15 protein-coding genes and 1 tRNA gene are annotated in these 12,752 nt (G+C 64.2%); 8 read left to right on the top strand and 8 right to left on the bottom strand.

The window, feature by feature from the left end; genetic code table 11:
* Window positions 1–153: 153 nt before the first annotated feature.
* Window positions 154–762, top strand: coding sequence for a glutathione peroxidase (locus MRBLMU1_RS14660; protein ID WP_363502555.1), 609 nt, complete (start codon window positions 154–156; stop codon window positions 760–762).
* On the opposite strand, the gene MRBLMU1_RS14655 is transcribed toward MRBLMU1_RS14660, so the two are convergent.
* On the bottom strand, window positions 763–1,188 hold the full coding sequence (locus MRBLMU1_RS14655; protein WP_363502553.1) for a rhodanese-like domain-containing protein: 426 nt from the start codon (window positions 1,186–1,188) through the stop codon (window positions 763–765). It abuts the gene before it with no gap.
* Between the two features lie 121 nt (window positions 1,189–1,309).
* Between MRBLMU1_RS14655 and ftrA the strand changes: the two genes are divergently transcribed.
* Together ftrA and MRBLMU1_RS14645 are read left to right on the top strand one after the other, a co-directional pair.
* Window positions 1,310–2,266, top strand: a complete 957-nt coding sequence (ftrA, locus tag MRBLMU1_RS14650; RefSeq protein ID WP_363502551.1) for a transcriptional regulator FtrA — start codon at window positions 1,310–1,312, stop codon at window positions 2,264–2,266.
* A gap of 97 nt (window positions 2,267–2,363) precedes the next feature.
* Window positions 2,364–2,723, top strand: a complete 360-nt coding sequence (locus MRBLMU1_RS14645; protein ID WP_363502549.1) for a DUF1428 domain-containing protein — start codon at window positions 2,364–2,366, stop codon at window positions 2,721–2,723.
* Here MRBLMU1_RS14645 and MRBLMU1_RS14640 read toward each other — a convergent pair.
* The 3 genes from MRBLMU1_RS14640 to MRBLMU1_RS14630 are packed head-to-tail and all read right to left on the bottom strand — an operon-like array spanning window position 2,720 to window position 5,976.
* On the bottom strand, window positions 2,720–4,606 hold the full coding sequence (locus MRBLMU1_RS14640; protein WP_363502547.1) for a chorismate-binding protein: 1,887 nt from the start codon (window positions 4,604–4,606) through the stop codon (window positions 2,720–2,722). The genes MRBLMU1_RS14645 and MRBLMU1_RS14640 overlap by 4 nt on opposite strands.
* A gap of 5 nt (window positions 4,607–4,611) precedes the next feature.
* Entirely contained in the window at window positions 4,612–5,187 is a 576-nt protein-coding gene (slmA, locus tag MRBLMU1_RS14635) for a nucleoid occlusion factor SlmA (protein WP_363502545.1), read from the bottom strand.
* 36 nt (window positions 5,188–5,223) lie between these two features.
* Window positions 5,224–5,976, bottom strand: coding sequence for an HAD-IA family hydrolase (locus MRBLMU1_RS14630; RefSeq protein WP_363502543.1), 753 nt, complete (start codon window positions 5,974–5,976; stop codon window positions 5,224–5,226).
* Here MRBLMU1_RS14630 and MRBLMU1_RS14625 point away from each other — a divergent pair.
* Entirely contained in the window at window positions 5,975–6,892 is a 918-nt protein-coding gene (locus MRBLMU1_RS14625; RefSeq protein ID WP_363502541.1) for a TraB/GumN family protein, read from the top strand. The two genes, MRBLMU1_RS14630 and MRBLMU1_RS14625, sit on opposite strands and share 2 nt — an antisense overlap.
* Window positions 6,893–6,944: 52 nt before the next feature.
* On the opposite strand, the gene MRBLMU1_RS14620 is transcribed toward MRBLMU1_RS14625, so the two are convergent.
* Window positions 6,945–7,019: transfer RNA gene (locus MRBLMU1_RS14620), tRNA-Thr, on the bottom strand.
* A gap of 54 nt (window positions 7,020–7,073) precedes the next feature.
* Window positions 7,074–7,967 (bottom strand): acetylglutamate kinase, encoded by an 894-nt coding sequence (gene argB, locus MRBLMU1_RS14615; RefSeq protein ID WP_090324085.1) that lies wholly within the window; start codon window positions 7,965–7,967, stop codon window positions 7,074–7,076.
* 174 nt (window positions 7,968–8,141) lie between these two features.
* Between argB and MRBLMU1_RS14610 the strand changes: the two genes are divergently transcribed.
* Window positions 8,142–8,351 (top strand): cysteine-rich CWC family protein, encoded by a 210-nt coding sequence (locus MRBLMU1_RS14610; protein ID WP_363502539.1) that lies wholly within the window; start codon window positions 8,142–8,144, stop codon window positions 8,349–8,351.
* Here MRBLMU1_RS14610 and MRBLMU1_RS14605 read toward each other — a convergent pair.
* The gene (locus MRBLMU1_RS14605; protein ID WP_363502537.1) at window positions 8,348–9,673 is read right to left on the bottom strand and encodes an alpha/beta hydrolase family esterase; all 1,326 of its coding nucleotides are present in this window, start codon (window positions 9,671–9,673) and stop codon (window positions 8,348–8,350) included. The two genes, MRBLMU1_RS14610 and MRBLMU1_RS14605, sit on opposite strands and share 4 nt — an antisense overlap.
* A gap of 9 nt (window positions 9,674–9,682) precedes the next feature.
* On the bottom strand, window positions 9,683–10,096 hold the full coding sequence (locus MRBLMU1_RS14600) for a CopG family transcriptional regulator (protein WP_090324081.1): 414 nt from the start codon (window positions 10,094–10,096) through the stop codon (window positions 9,683–9,685).
* An 86-nt stretch (window positions 10,097–10,182) separates the two neighbouring features.
* Between MRBLMU1_RS14600 and MRBLMU1_RS14595 the strand changes: the two genes are divergently transcribed.
* From MRBLMU1_RS14595 to MRBLMU1_RS14585, 3 genes are all read left to right on the top strand, one after another.
* Window positions 10,183–10,425, top strand: a complete 243-nt coding sequence (locus tag MRBLMU1_RS14595) for a DUF1289 domain-containing protein (RefSeq protein ID WP_315221241.1) — start codon at window positions 10,183–10,185, stop codon at window positions 10,423–10,425.
* Window positions 10,422–11,330, top strand: a complete 909-nt coding sequence (locus MRBLMU1_RS14590; RefSeq protein ID WP_363502534.1) for an MBL fold metallo-hydrolase — start codon at window positions 10,422–10,424, stop codon at window positions 11,328–11,330. Before MRBLMU1_RS14595 ends, MRBLMU1_RS14590 begins: the two co-directional genes overlap by 4 nt.
* A gap of 284 nt (window positions 11,331–11,614) precedes the next feature.
* On the top strand, window positions 11,615–12,568 hold the full coding sequence (locus MRBLMU1_RS14585) for an NAD(P)H-dependent flavin oxidoreductase (protein WP_363502532.1): 954 nt from the start codon (window positions 11,615–11,617) through the stop codon (window positions 12,566–12,568).
* The last annotated feature ends 184 nt before the right edge of the window (window positions 12,569–12,752 follow it).

Below are 12,752 nucleotides of genomic sequence, written 5' to 3'. Positions count from 1 at the left end.
CGGATACCCAGTGTGGGTTACTAGGGTCGCGCTCGCTTAATCCCGGTCAAAGGAATGCCGATGTTTGCGCGATGTTTGCGATTTCGCATGCTCTTCAGGCAAGGTCCGGCGGATTGGCATAGAATGATTTTTTTACTCTTAGCGACCTCGACCATGTCCAAGATCATTGCCCAGTTGTGCGTAGTTTCCTCGCTGACCTTGTTGGCGGGCGCCTCGGCGTTCGCGCAAGCCCCCGCCGTCGCGGCCGGGACCGCGCCGGCGGCAACGGCCGCGCCGGCCAATTGCCCGGCCATCCTCAAGCAAACGTTCAAGCGTCTGCAGGACGAGGCGCCGCAAGACCTGTGCCAGTACTCGGGCAAGGTGATTCTGGTGGTCAACACCGCGTCGTACTGCGGCTTCACCAACCAGTATGAGGGCCTGGAGGCCATGTACGCCAAGTACGGCGGCAAGGGGCTGGTGGTGCTGGGTTTCCCGTCCAACGACTTCGGCCAACAGGAGCCGGGCAGCAGCAAGGAAATCGCCGATTTCTGCTACAACACCTATGGCGTGAAGTTCCCGATGTTCTCCAAGTCGGTGGTGTCGGGCAAGGAGCCGAATCCGCTGTTCGCCAGCCTGATCAAGGCGACCGGCAAGGCGCCGGCCTGGAACTTCCACAAATACCTGATCGACCGCAACGGCAAGGTGGTGGATAACTTCGGCAGCAAAGTCAAACCGGACGACAAGCAGCTGGTCGGCGCGGTCGAAAAAGCGCTGGCGATGTAATCAATCCTCGTGCGGGTCGCCGGCCGGCGCGGTGGCGAGGGCGAAGCCTTCGTCGAGCCAGCCGGTGATGCCGCCCGCCATCAGTTTGACGGGCCGCCCCAATTGCGCCAGCCGCACGGCGGCGCGCGCCGCGCCATTGCAGTGCGGGCCGGCGCAGTAGACGACAAACAGCGTGTCGTCCGGGAATTCGGCGACCTTCGAGCCGATGATCTTGCGGTGCGCCAGATCCAGCGCGCCCGGCACGTGGCCGGCCGCGTACTTCTCCGTGCCGCGCATATCCAGCAACACGAAATCCTGCTTGCCGCCGGCGAGCGCGTCGTGCACGTCCCAGCAATCGGTTTCGTAGCTGAAGCTCGCTTCGAAGTGGGCCAGGGCGGCGGCGCTGGGGGCGGCCGGGATGGCGCTGACGAGGGATTTGGTTGGCATTGTTATCTCCTTGGTGAATGAGTTCTTGGTTCATTGGTAATTTGAATCGGCAACGACATTCTGCGCCCGCCCTGTCACCGCCGTCAGTGGCGCATCCGCCATTCTGCGTTAAGATCACGCCATGAAAAAACATCTCGTTGTCGCACTGGCCTACGACCGGCTGTGCACCTTCGAGTTCGGCTGCACGGTCGAACTGTTCGCCCTCGAGCGCCCCGAGCTGGACGTCGACTGGTACGACTTCGCCGTTTGCGCCGTCGAGCCGGGGCCGATCCGCGCGGCTGGCGGCATCGTCGTACAGGCGCCGTATGCGCCCGGGTTGCTGGCGCTGGCCGACACCATCGTCATCCCCGGCTGGCGCGACGCCGACGAACCGCCGCCGCCGGCGCTGCTGGAGCTGATCCGTGCCGCCCACCGCCGTGGCGCCCGCCTGTGCTCGATCTGTTCCGGCGTCTTCGTGCTGGCCGCCGCCGGCGTGCTGGACGGGCGGCGCGCCACCACCCACTGGCGCTACGCCGACAAGCTGGCCAAGCGCTATCCGGACATCGACGTCCAGCCGGACCATTTGTATGTCGACACCGGCCAGGTCATCACCGCCGCAGGCTCGGCCGCCGGGCTGGACATGCTGCAGCACGTGGTGCGGCGCGACCACGGCGCCCGCGTCGGCAATCTGGTGGCGCAGCGGCTGGTAGTGGCGCCGCACCGGGAGGGCGGACAGGCGCAGTTCCTGCCGCGGCCGATGGCGCAGGGCGGGCAGGGCAGGCTATCGAAACTGATGGACTGGCTGCGCAGCCATCCGGAGCGTCCGCACACGGTCGCCAGCATGGCCGAGCGCGCCGCGATGAGTCCGCGCACCTTGCAGCGTCAGTTCCAACAGGCAACGGGAATGGGCGCGGTCGAGTGGCTGATCCGCGAGCGGGTGGCGATCGTCAAGGAGATGCTGGAAGTGCCGGACGTGCCGCTGGCGCAGATCGCCGAGCGGGCCGGTTTCGGCTCCGAGGAATCCCTGAGGCATCATTTCCGCCGGCTGGCCGCGACCACGCCGGGCGCCTATCGGAAGCGGTTTGTCGACGTCGCCTGATATATATCGCCGTATTGATTCACCCTAAGCTATGTCGCTTGTCATCTGGTGGTTAGTTGACTAATCTGATTGTTCACCCAATAACTAGGAGACAATCATGGCATACGTCGATGGATTTGTGATTCCGGTACCCAAGGAGAACATCGAAGCGTACAAAAAAATGTCGTTGGCCTGCGGCGCGGTCTGGAAGGAATACGGCGCGCTGGAATTTCGAGAGAACATCGGGGACGACGTCCCGCCCGGCAAGGTCACCTCATTTCCGATGAGCGTGGACCTGAAGGAAAACGAAGTGGTGGCGTTTTCCTGGATCGTCTACGAGTCGCGCGCCAAGCGCGACGAAATCAACGAGAAGGTCATGAAGGATCCGCGCCTGGCCGAATTCATGGACCCCAAGAGCATGCCCTTCGACGGCAAGCGCATGATCTACGGCGGTTTCGAGATGATCGTCGATCTCTAAAGCGTCGCCTTCATCGCGCCGCGCAGGGCATTGCAGACGACGATGTCCTGCGCGCGCTCCAGCATGGCCCGCGTGATCACCGCTTCGCTGGCGTTCCATTCGGGATCGTCGAGCAGCACGCCGCGCATCACGCCGGGCAGCACGCCGCAGGCCAGGGGCGGCGTCAGCCAGCGGCCGTCGATGCGCACGAAGACGCTGCTGCGTCCGCCCTCGGTCAGTTCCCCGCGCTCGTTGAAGAACAGCGTGTCGAAGCCGCGCTGCGCTTCGGCGTCGCGCCAGGCGGCGTCGTAGCGGGCGCGGACGCTGGTTTTATGACGCAGGAACAGGTCGCCGGAGGCGGTGGCGTCGCCGGCCAGCAGCACGCGCACCGGCTGCGTCAACGGCGCCAGCGGCGCGTGCTGCACCGAGAACGCTCCCGATGAACCCAATGCCAATCGCAGTCGATAGGCGGTGCCGGCCGCCGGCGGCTGGTGGGCGTCGTCGGCCAGCATGTGGCAGGCCGTGTCCAGATAGGCGTTGGCCGCGGCCTCGTCCCACGCGTAGCCGAAGTAGGCGGCCGACGCCGCGAGGCGCTTCAGGTGGCGCGCGCGGTGGCGCACGCCGCCCTGGGGCGTGGCGTACATCGTCTCGAAGATTTCGAAGTCGTTTTTCAGGCCGGTGAGGAAGCGCGCCTTCAACTGGCACTCGGCGTACTCCCCGGCGGCGTCGCTGTCGAAGACGATGCCGGCGCCCACGCCCATTTCGCCCCGGCGCACACCGTCGACGCCGTCCGGCGCGCCCAGCGCCAGCGTGCGGATCGGCACCGACATGCAAAAGTCGCCGACCTTGCCTTCCTTGTCGGGATCGAACCAGCCGATGGCGCCGGTGTAGATGCCGCGCGGGTCCGGTTCCAGCTCGCCGATGATCTCCATCGTGCGGCGCTTGGGCGCGCCGGTGATCGAGCCGCACGGATAGAGCGCCTCGAAGATGTCGGCCAGCGAGGCGTCGTCGCGCAGTTCGGCGGTCACGGTCGACGTCATTTGCAGCACGCTGCTGTAGCGGTGCACCTCGAACAGCGCCGGCACCTTCACGCTGCCGGTGCGGGCGATGCGGCCGATGTCGTTGCGCAGCAGGTCGACGATCATCAGGTTTTCGGCGCGGTTCTTCGGATCGGCCGCCAGCACGGTGGCGCGCAGGATGTTCTCGGCCGCCTGCGCCGGCGGCGCGGCCGGCGCGGTGCCCTTCATCGGCCGCGCCGTCAGCACGCCGTCCTCGTGGCGCACGAACAGCTCCGGCGACAGCGACAGGATGGCCGAGCCGTCCTCCAGCCCCACCAGCGCGCCGTAGGGCACCGGCTGGCGTCCGCGCAGGCGCGCGTACAGCGCGTGGATGCCGCCGAAGGCGTCGAAGCGTAGCCGGTAGGTGTAGTTGACCTGGTAGGTGTCGCCCGCCTCGATGTAGTCGTGGATGCGCGCCAGCGCCGCGTCGAAGGCCTGGCGGTCGATGTTGGCGCGGATGTCGGCGATGCCGGCCGGCCGGTCGATCGGGAACGAGCGCGCGGCCAGCCAGTCGCCCACTTCGGCGTTGGTCAGCGATGCGCAATCCTTGAATAGCAGTATTTGCGCCAGCGGCGCCAGCGGCGCGCCGGCCGGCGGGGAGGTGCCGATATCGAGCAGCTGCGCGCCCAGCTCATAGGCGCACAAGGCAACCGCGTACTCGCCGCGCGTCAGCGCCGCGCGCATCTGTTCGAGCACTTGCGGCCACTGGCCGATGTCGTCGCAGCGCAGCGTGCCCAGATGGACGGTGTACAGGCGCGAACGCGAGGGCGCGGATTGCGCAGCCTCTCCTTCACGGCCGTTGCCGGGACTGGCGTCGTCCAGCAGTGCGAAACATCCAGCGTTCATTTCCATTACGATAACAGCAGCGCGATTTGCAGCGGGGCGTCCTGCGACGGGTTGTTCTTGAATCCACTCTTGGCATAACGGTGCCAGCGGCCGATGACAAAACTGGTCAGCATGCCGGCGCGCGCCTGCACCTCGTTCTCGTGCGCCTGGCCCTCCGCCACCGACTGCCGCAACGCCTGTTTGAGCGCCAGGTCGATGCGGTCGTAGAACTGGTTCATGCGCAGCTGCAGGCGTTCGTCCTCGTTGACCAGCGCCTCGCCGATCAGCACCCGCGTCATGCCCGGATTCTGGCTGGCGAATTGCAGCAGCATGCCGACGATGTCGCGCGCCTGCGTCAGGCCGTCGGCCTGGCGCTCGGCGATCTGGTTGATCAGGCCGAAGACGGTGGATTCGATGAATTCGATCAGTCCCTCGAACATCTGCGCCTTGCTGGCGAAATGCCGGTACAGCGCGGCCTCGGAAAACTCGAGCTTGCGCGCCAGCGCGGCCGTGGTGATTTTGTCGCCCTTGGGCTGTTCCAGCATCTCCGCCAGCGCTCGGAGGATTTCAAGGCGGCGCTGGCCCGGCGGTGTGCTTGCCATGTGATCTCGCGGATAGGTGTCGAAAAAAGAGGTGAATCAGCGCAGATGATGCAGGCGTGCCGGCAGATTCCTGACAGATTTTACTTTGACATCGACATAAGCGGGGCGAATTAACCTTTTTTGGGGATGCGCCAGGCCGGCGGTGTCGCCGATGGTCAGGTACTGGGTGATCCACGCGGTGCGCATGCCGAGCGCGTGGGCGCTGCGCAGATTGGCCAGCGTGTCCTCGACCAGGATGCAGCGCTCCGGCGCCAGGCGGTGGCGGCGCATCAGTTTGCGCAACAGCAGCTTGGACGGCTTGGGACGCATCTGCCGGTGCACGGTCATCGACTCGACCGAGACGTGGTGGCCGAATTCGCGGTGCAGGCCCAGATGGCGCAGCACCTGCGTCGAATAGCGGTGAGGCGCGTTGGTCAGCAGGATTTTGCGCCCGGGCAGGCGGCGCATCAGCTGGCGCAGTCCGCGCTCGGCGCGGATCATCTCCGTCAGCTCGGCGATCGCGTGGGTCTCGTGCAGAAAATGGGCCGGGATCACGCCGTGGTGCTTGACCAGTCCCAGTATCGTCGCACCGTAGCGGCGCCAGTACTTGGTGCGCGCGGCGTTGACCACGTCCTCGCCGGCCGGCGTGACGCCGTCGCCCAGCACGCGGGCGATATAGACGTTCATGTTCGCCATGATCGCGGGGAAGATGGCGTGGGAGGCGTTGTGCAGTGTATTGTCGAGATCGAACAACCACACGGGCGGGTTACGAGTAATATTCACGGGAGACCAATCAACAAAGGAAGCCATGCGACGCCAGATTATAGTGATGTTCTGCAGTTTGTTCTGCTTTGCCCTCGGCCCCGCGTGGGCGGCGGACCAGGCGGCGGACCAGAGGCAGGCGCCCAATCGCGGCGCGCTGTTCAAGGTGCGCAACGGCGAACATGCGCTATACCTGTTCGGCACCATCCACGTCGGCTCGAAGGAGTTCTACCCGCTCGAGCCGCGCGTGGCCGGCGTGTTGAAGCAGGCCCCCGTGCTGGCGCTGGAAATCGATCCGTTGGGCGATCCGCAAAAACTGGCGCGGGCGGTGCAGAAGTATGGACTGGTGGGCCCCGGCGCGGCGGCGCCGGCATTGTCGCCGGAATGGCGGCGCCGGCTCGACGCTTTGCTCAAGCAGTATCAGATCGAGCCGCAGACCGTGGCGGCGATGAAGCCATGGCTGCTCGCCAGCCTGCTGACGGTGAGCGAATTCGCCAGCCAGGGCTACGACGCCGCGCAGGCGGTCGACGCGCACCTGGCCAAACAGGCGCACGACCGTGGCCAGAAAGTCATCGAGCTGGAATCGCCCGAGGGCCAGATGGGCCTGTTCGGCAATCTGTCGCCGGCAGAGCAGCTGCTGTTCCTGCAGGAGACCATCGCCGGCATCGAGGACAAGGAACAGGTCAAGCAGGCGCGCGAGATCGCCGAGGCCTGGCGCAACGCCGACGCCAAGGCGCTCGACGCGCTGGCCGCCCAGGCGGAGCGCGACGACAGCTTCTCCGGCCGCTTCGTGCAGAAGGTGCTGCTGGACGGACGCAATCCGGCGCTGGCCGACAGCATGATCAAGCTGATGGCGCGCGAAAACAACAGCGTGGCGGCGATCGGCGTGCTGCATTTGATCGGCAAGGGGAGCGTGCCGGAACTGCTGCGCCAACGCGGCATGACGGTGGAGCGGATTTATTAAATAGTCAAGACAAGCGGGGGAGGGTGCTGGGGGAGGGGTGAAACCGGGGAAGTGGTGCCCTTTACGTGGATTGAACACGTGGCCTCTCCCTTACCAAGGGAGTGCTCTACCACTGAGCTAAAAGGGCGTACTGGTGTGGCGATGCACTCAAAAACGCGGCTAAACGTGCATCGCCGTTTTTTCAGTGAGACCGGATCATAGTTCCAAATGCCTGTTCGGTCAACACCTCGAGCAACAAAGAGTGTTCAATTCGCCCATCGATGATGTGAACCGTGTTGACACCGGACTTCGCGGCGTCCAGCGCTGATGAAATTTTAGGCAGCATGCCACCCGAAATCGTCCCGTCGGCGAACATCTCGTCGATCTCGCGCGCGGACAGGTCGGTCACCAGATTGCCCTGCTTGTCCTGAACGCCGGCGATGTTGGTCATCATGATCAGCTTTTCGGCCTTCAGGATTTCCGCGATTTTGCCGGCGACGACGTCGGCGTTGATGTTGTAAGCCTGGCCATCCTGGCCGAAGCCGATCGGCGAAATGATCGGGATGAAGGCGTCGTCCTGCAGCGCCTTGACCACGGCCGGGTTGATCGCGTCGATCTCGCCGACGAAGCCGATGTCGAGGAACTGGCCCGGGTTTTCCTTGTCCGGCATCGCCATCTTCTTGGCGCGAATCAGGCCTCCGTCCTTGCCGGTCAGGCCGACGGCTTGGCCGCCGTAGTGATTAATCAGCATCACGATGTCCTGCTGGACCTCGCCGCCGAGCACCCACTCCACCACTTCCATGGTCTCTTCGTCGGTGATGCGCATGCCCTGCACGAAGGTGCCTTGCTTGCCGATTTTTTTCAGCGCGTTGTCGATTTGCGGACCGCCGCCGTGCACCACGACCGGATTCATGCCCACCAATTTGAGCAAAATGACATCACGTGCGAAGCCGTGTTTCAGGCGCTCGTCGGTCATCGCATTGCCGCCGTATTTGATGACAATGGTCTTGCCATGGAAATTGCGGATGTAGGGCAGGGCCTCAGCCAGGATCTGCGCCTTGATCTGCGGCGATACCGCGGTCAAGTCGTCATTCATGCCTAAGTTAAGGTTAGTCAGTTGGGTCATGGCGAGTCCGGTTAAAAATTTTGTGCAATTTTACAGCCTGCGGCTGCGATCGCTGCGATCAGTTACGCATTATAGGGCTATCCGGTTGTATTTTCCGAGATCATCCGATACGCTGAACCGCATGACCAGTCAACTTGCCGCCCTATGAGTACCTGCTCGCGCTGCGGCGCTGAATTCTCGTGCGCCATGGTGGACGCCGATCCCGCCGCGGCCGCGCAGCCCTGCTGGTGCACCTATCTGCCGGCATCGCTGCCGGTGCCGTCGGCGCCGGGCGCCAGTTGCTGGTGCCCGGCGTGCCTGAAGCAGCACATCGCCGACCATTCCCGGGCCGATGGGGGCCAATCAACCGACTAACTCACGGTCCGGAAAAACCGCAACATCTCGCGGCTGGCGTCCGGCCCCTTGGCGTCGGTGTACGTGCCGTGGGAGCTGCCGCCCGACCATGCGTGGCCCGCCCCGTGCACCACCCAATGCTCGCCCAGCGGCGAGCCGTCGGCCTTGGTGTGCGTCGTCTGCGTGTAGCGATATCCATTCGGCACGCTGCCAGACTGGATCGACGGCGCCCCTTTGTGGCTGTGCAGGCGCTGCTCGATCACCTGCTCGCCGTTGCGCGGATTGACCGTGGTGTCGCTGTCCCCGTGGAACACGATGATCGGCTGCGAACCGTTGCCGGCCTTGGGCGAGCTTTTGGCGCCGCGCTTCATGGCGCTCAGCGCCGACGGCAAATCCTGCGCCGAGGCGAACGGCAGGCCCGAATGCACGCCCACCGCCGCGAACAGCTCGGGATACAAGGTGCCGACGATGACCGCCATCGCGCCGCCGGCCGACAGCCCGGCCACATACACCTGGCGCTCGTTGACCGGATACTCGTCGATGATCTGCTGCGCGATGCCGGCGATGATCGACGGCTCGCCCTGGCCGTGCTGCTGGTCGATGGCGTTGAACCAGTTCCAGCACTTCGAGTGGTTGGCGCCGGCGGTCTGCTCCGGATAGGCGACGAAGCAGCCCATTTCCTCGGCCACCTGGTTCATCTGCGTGCCGGCGGCGAAATCGTCGGGGTTCTGCGTGCAGCCGTGCAGCATCACCAGCAGCGGCATGGCCTGGCCGGTGTAGGTCGACGGCACATACAACTTGTAATTGCGGCTGCCGGCGTGGTTGGCGTAGCTGCCGCTGATGAACTTCGCGCCTTCCGGCAGCGGCGCGGCCTGGGTGGGATTCATGATCGAACCCATGTCCATGCCGAAGTTGGACTGCAGATCGATCTTGATGCCCATCCGGTTCAGCATATCCTGCGCGTATTCGGTCGGACTGGTGGCGGGATTGGGCGTGCTCGCCGGCGCGGCCTGCGGCTGCGGTTCGGCAGCAGCCTTCGCATTCTGATTCGCGGCCGGTTTCGCCGTCGATTCGGCGTGCACGCGGGCGCTGTCGGCGTCCGGCTGGGGCGCGGAACGCGGCGCCACGTATTCGGGCGGCGGGTTAATGTCACGCATATGGGGTTGCGCCGACGGTTGGGCCGCCGACGGCGATGCCGGTTGCGGCCCGGCGGCCCTTTGTTGCTGCTGTTTTTGCTGCAGTTCGAGCATGCTCTCCATGGCTTTTTGCACGGCGGCCGTGGCGCCCTTGCTAATGAGCTTTTGTGCGGCACTGCGCACGCTCGACATAAACGGTAATTTCATAGCTGTCCTTTAGTGGATCCGTTGGGCCAGCGCGGTTTTGATCACGGCGCTGGCGTGTAGCGAACCTAATACAAAAATCGAATCGATGGTCGCCAGCGCCAGTTCGACCGAAACGTCGCTGGCGATACTGGCCAAACCAAGTACCTGTATCTGCAGCCGCTGGCCGGCCGCCTGCACCGCTTCAAGATCGGAGCGGGTGTAATGTTGCATTCCGAGCACCAGACTTTTGCGCGCCACCGTTTGCTTCACCACTTCGGCGTGCTCGTTTAACTGATTGCGGATCGCCGTCCGGATCAAATCGGTGCGATTGGAGTAAAACCCCTCCTGCACCAGCAAATCGATCTGCCCAAGGTCGATGGGACCGAGGTTGATCGTGATCTTTTCCGACTCGGCGGTCTTCAGTTTTAGTTCTTGCTTAGCCATACGTCTCCATCTGGTTACCATCTACATGGATGGTAGTATAGGCTTCGCGTTCCCCAAGTCAAGCGCATTCGGTCCATAATGTCGCCATGAGTGATCCAACTAACTTAGCAGTCCCGGGCGCGGCTCCGGAGCTCGCCACCCCCGTCCCGTCGCCCTGCGTCAGCCTGTGCAAGATGGATGCCGAGCGCCGTTATTGCATGGGATGCCTGCGCACCATCGAAGAAATCGTCAACTGGTCCAAGGCGGACGACGACTACAAGCGAGGCGTCTGGGCCGAGATCCGCCGGCGCGAGCTGACGGTCGATTTCGACGACGATTTCCAGCAATGAACGCGCTGCCGGCCTCGATCCAGGTGTTCGAGCGGGGCTGGCTGTCCTCCAACAACGTGCTGTTGTTGGGACGCGACGACACGGCCCTGATCGACACCGGCTACCTGACCCACGCGCCGCAAACGCTGGAACTGGTGCGGCACGCGCTGCAAGGGCGGCATCTCGACCAGGTGCTCAACACCCATCTACACTCCGACCATTGCGGCGGCAACGCCACGCTGCAGGCGCACTATGGCAGCCGCGTCGCCGTTCCGGCCGCCGAGGCGGACAAGGTGCGGGACTGGGACGTCGACGCGCTCAGTTTCAAGGCCACGGGCCAGCGCTGCGAGCGATTCACCTTCGACACCACCATCGCCCCGGGCGAGGTGCTGGCGTTGGGCGGCATGGAGTGGCGGGCGCTGGGCGCGCCGGGGCACGATCCGCATTCGCTGATTTTTTACTGCCCGGCGGAGCGGGTGCTGGTGTCGGCCGACGCGTTGTGGGAGAACGGCTTCGGCGTGATCTTCCCGGAACTCGATGGCGAATCCGGTTTTGCCGAGGAACGGGCCACGCTCGACGTGATCGCGGCGTTGGATGTGCGCTTGGTGATTCCGGGGCACGGACGGCCGTTCAGCGACGTGGCGGGCGCGCTGGCGCGGGCCAGGTCGCGGCTGGCGTATCTGGAGGCGGACCCGGTGCGCAACGCCCAGAACGCGATCAAGGTGCTGCTGAAGTTTTTGCTTTTGGAGCGGCAGCGGATCGCGTTGAGAGAGGTGCCGGCGCTGCTGCTGGCGATGCCGGTGTTCGAGACCGCCAACGCGCGGTTTTTGAAGGAGACGCCGGAGGCGCTGGGAGCATGGGCGGTAAAACAGCTGGTAAGAAGCCTCGCGGCCCGCATTGAGGGTGAGTACTTACTTAATGCATGAGTCGCTGGCGGAACTTGGCCGATTACGCTGCGCTAATCCGCCCTACGTGTATCCGCGCCGAATTCTCGGCCGGTGGCCGTGTGCGTAGTTTTCCCCCCGACCTCGAATACCACGCGATCCACGTAGGGCGGATTAGCGCGAAGCGCGTAATCGGCCACCGAGCCGCCGCCGGCCTGGTACAAACTCTAGAGCAATCCACCTATTTTTGGCACGATCGTACTATTTCCGGCTTATAATCGTCTGAGACCGTCACACCCCGATCAACTTACGTCAGCGAGTTCGCCATGGCCCTGCCTGCAGCGTTGCAAAATCTTTCACTCCCCGTAATCGCCTCCCCGATGTTCATCGCCAGCGGCCCCGCGCTGGTGGCGGCTCAGTGCAAGGCGGGTATCGTCGGCTCGTTCCCGGCGCTGAACGCCCGCCCGGCGGAAACGCTCGACGTCTGGCTGACCGACCTGCAAAAGGAACTGGCCGACTACCAGATGGCCAATCCGGACAAGCGCGTCGGCCCGATCGCCGTCAACCAGATCGTCCACCAATCGAACGACCGCCTGGCGCATGACGTCGAAGTCTGCGTCAAGCACCAGGTCCCGATCATCATCTCGTCGCTGCGCGCGCCGCCGAAGGAGATGCTGGACGCGATCCACAGCTATGGCGGCATCGTCATGCACGACATCGTATCGATCCGCCACGCCGAAAAAGCGCTGGAAGCGGGCGTCGATGGCCTGATCCTGGTCGCCAGCGGCGCCGGTGGTCACGCCGGCACCTTGTCGCCGTTCGCGCTGGTGGGCGAGGTGCGGAAGTTCTTCAAAGGCCCGATCGCCCTGTCCGGCGCGATCGCCACCGGCGACGCGATCCTGGCGGCGCAAGCGATGGGCGCCGACTTCGCCTACATCGGCTCGCGCTGGCTGGCGACGAAGGAATCGAACGTCAGCGACGACTACCGCGACGCCATCGTCGAATCGTCGGCCGCCGACATCGTCTATTCGAGCCTGTTCACCGGCGTGCACGGCAACTACCTGAAGAAATCCATCATCAACGCCGGCCTCGATCCGGACGCGTTGCCGCAGGCCGACAAGAGCTCGATGAACTTCGGCTCCGGCAGCGCCAAGGCCTGGCGCGACATCTGGGGCGCCGGCCAGGGCGTGGGCCTGATGGACGACGTACCGACCACCGCAGAAATGGTCGCGCGCCTGAAAGCCGAATACGACGCCGCCCGCGCACGCCTGTCGCTGTAACAACCCCGGGGTCAGGTCCGACATTCGGACAAAAGGCCAAAATGAGGAACTTTTTCAACGCTTAAAAGTTCCCAAATGTCCGAATGTCGGACCTGACCCCCGTCTTGGTGATCCCCGTCTTGCTGGCGAAAGCACTTATAATAAATTCAACCTTGCCAAAAAATGGGATTGAATGATGAATAAG

Origin of the sequence: Burkholderia sp. LMU1-1-1.1, from assembly GCF_040675865.1 — a bacterium.
Classification (GTDB): domain Bacteria; phylum Pseudomonadota; class Gammaproteobacteria; order Burkholderiales; family Burkholderiaceae_D; genus Rugamonas.
This window is presented reverse-complemented; position numbering and strand designations above follow the sequence as displayed.

What these genes read in the sequence shown, in the direction of transcription:
- MRBLMU1_RS14660 (WP_363502555.1), top strand. Translation starts at nt 154, where the DNA reads ATGTCCAAGATCATTGCCCAGTTGTGCGTAGTTTCCTCGCTGACCTTG.
- MRBLMU1_RS14655 (WP_363502553.1), bottom strand. Translation starts at nt 1,188, where the DNA reads ATGCCAACCAAATCCCTCGTCAGCGCCATCCCGGCCGCCCCCAGCGCC.
- ftrA (WP_363502551.1), top strand. Translation starts at nt 1,310, where the DNA reads ATGAAAAAACATCTCGTTGTCGCACTGGCCTACGACCGGCTGTGCACC.
- MRBLMU1_RS14645 (WP_363502549.1), top strand. Translation starts at nt 2,364, where the DNA reads ATGGCATACGTCGATGGATTTGTGATTCCGGTACCCAAGGAGAACATC.
- MRBLMU1_RS14640 (WP_363502547.1), bottom strand. Translation starts at nt 4,606, where the DNA reads ATGAACGCTGGATGTTTCGCACTGCTGGACGACGCCAGTCCCGGCAAC.
- slmA (WP_363502545.1), bottom strand. Translation starts at nt 5,187, where the DNA reads ATGGCAAGCACACCGCCGGGCCAGCGCCGCCTTGAAATCCTCCGAGCG.
- MRBLMU1_RS14625 (WP_363502541.1), top strand. Translation starts at nt 5,975, where the DNA reads ATGCGACGCCAGATTATAGTGATGTTCTGCAGTTTGTTCTGCTTTGCC.
- MRBLMU1_RS14630 (WP_363502543.1), bottom strand. Translation starts at nt 5,976, where the DNA reads ATGGCTTCCTTTGTTGATTGGTCTCCCGTGAATATTACTCGTAACCCG.
- argB (WP_090324085.1), bottom strand. Translation starts at nt 7,967, where the DNA reads ATGAATGACGACTTGACCGCGGTATCGCCGCAGATCAAGGCGCAGATC.
- MRBLMU1_RS14610 (WP_363502539.1), top strand. Translation starts at nt 8,142, where the DNA reads ATGAGTACCTGCTCGCGCTGCGGCGCTGAATTCTCGTGCGCCATGGTG.
- MRBLMU1_RS14605 (WP_363502537.1), bottom strand. Translation starts at nt 9,673, where the DNA reads ATGAAATTACCGTTTATGTCGAGCGTGCGCAGTGCCGCACAAAAGCTC.
- MRBLMU1_RS14600 (WP_090324081.1), bottom strand. Translation starts at nt 10,096, where the DNA reads ATGGCTAAGCAAGAACTAAAACTGAAGACCGCCGAGTCGGAAAAGATC.
- MRBLMU1_RS14595 (WP_315221241.1), top strand. Translation starts at nt 10,183, where the DNA reads ATGAGTGATCCAACTAACTTAGCAGTCCCGGGCGCGGCTCCGGAGCTC.
- MRBLMU1_RS14590 (WP_363502534.1), top strand. Translation starts at nt 10,422, where the DNA reads ATGAACGCGCTGCCGGCCTCGATCCAGGTGTTCGAGCGGGGCTGGCTG.
- MRBLMU1_RS14585 (WP_363502532.1), top strand. Translation starts at nt 11,615, where the DNA reads ATGGCCCTGCCTGCAGCGTTGCAAAATCTTTCACTCCCCGTAATCGCC.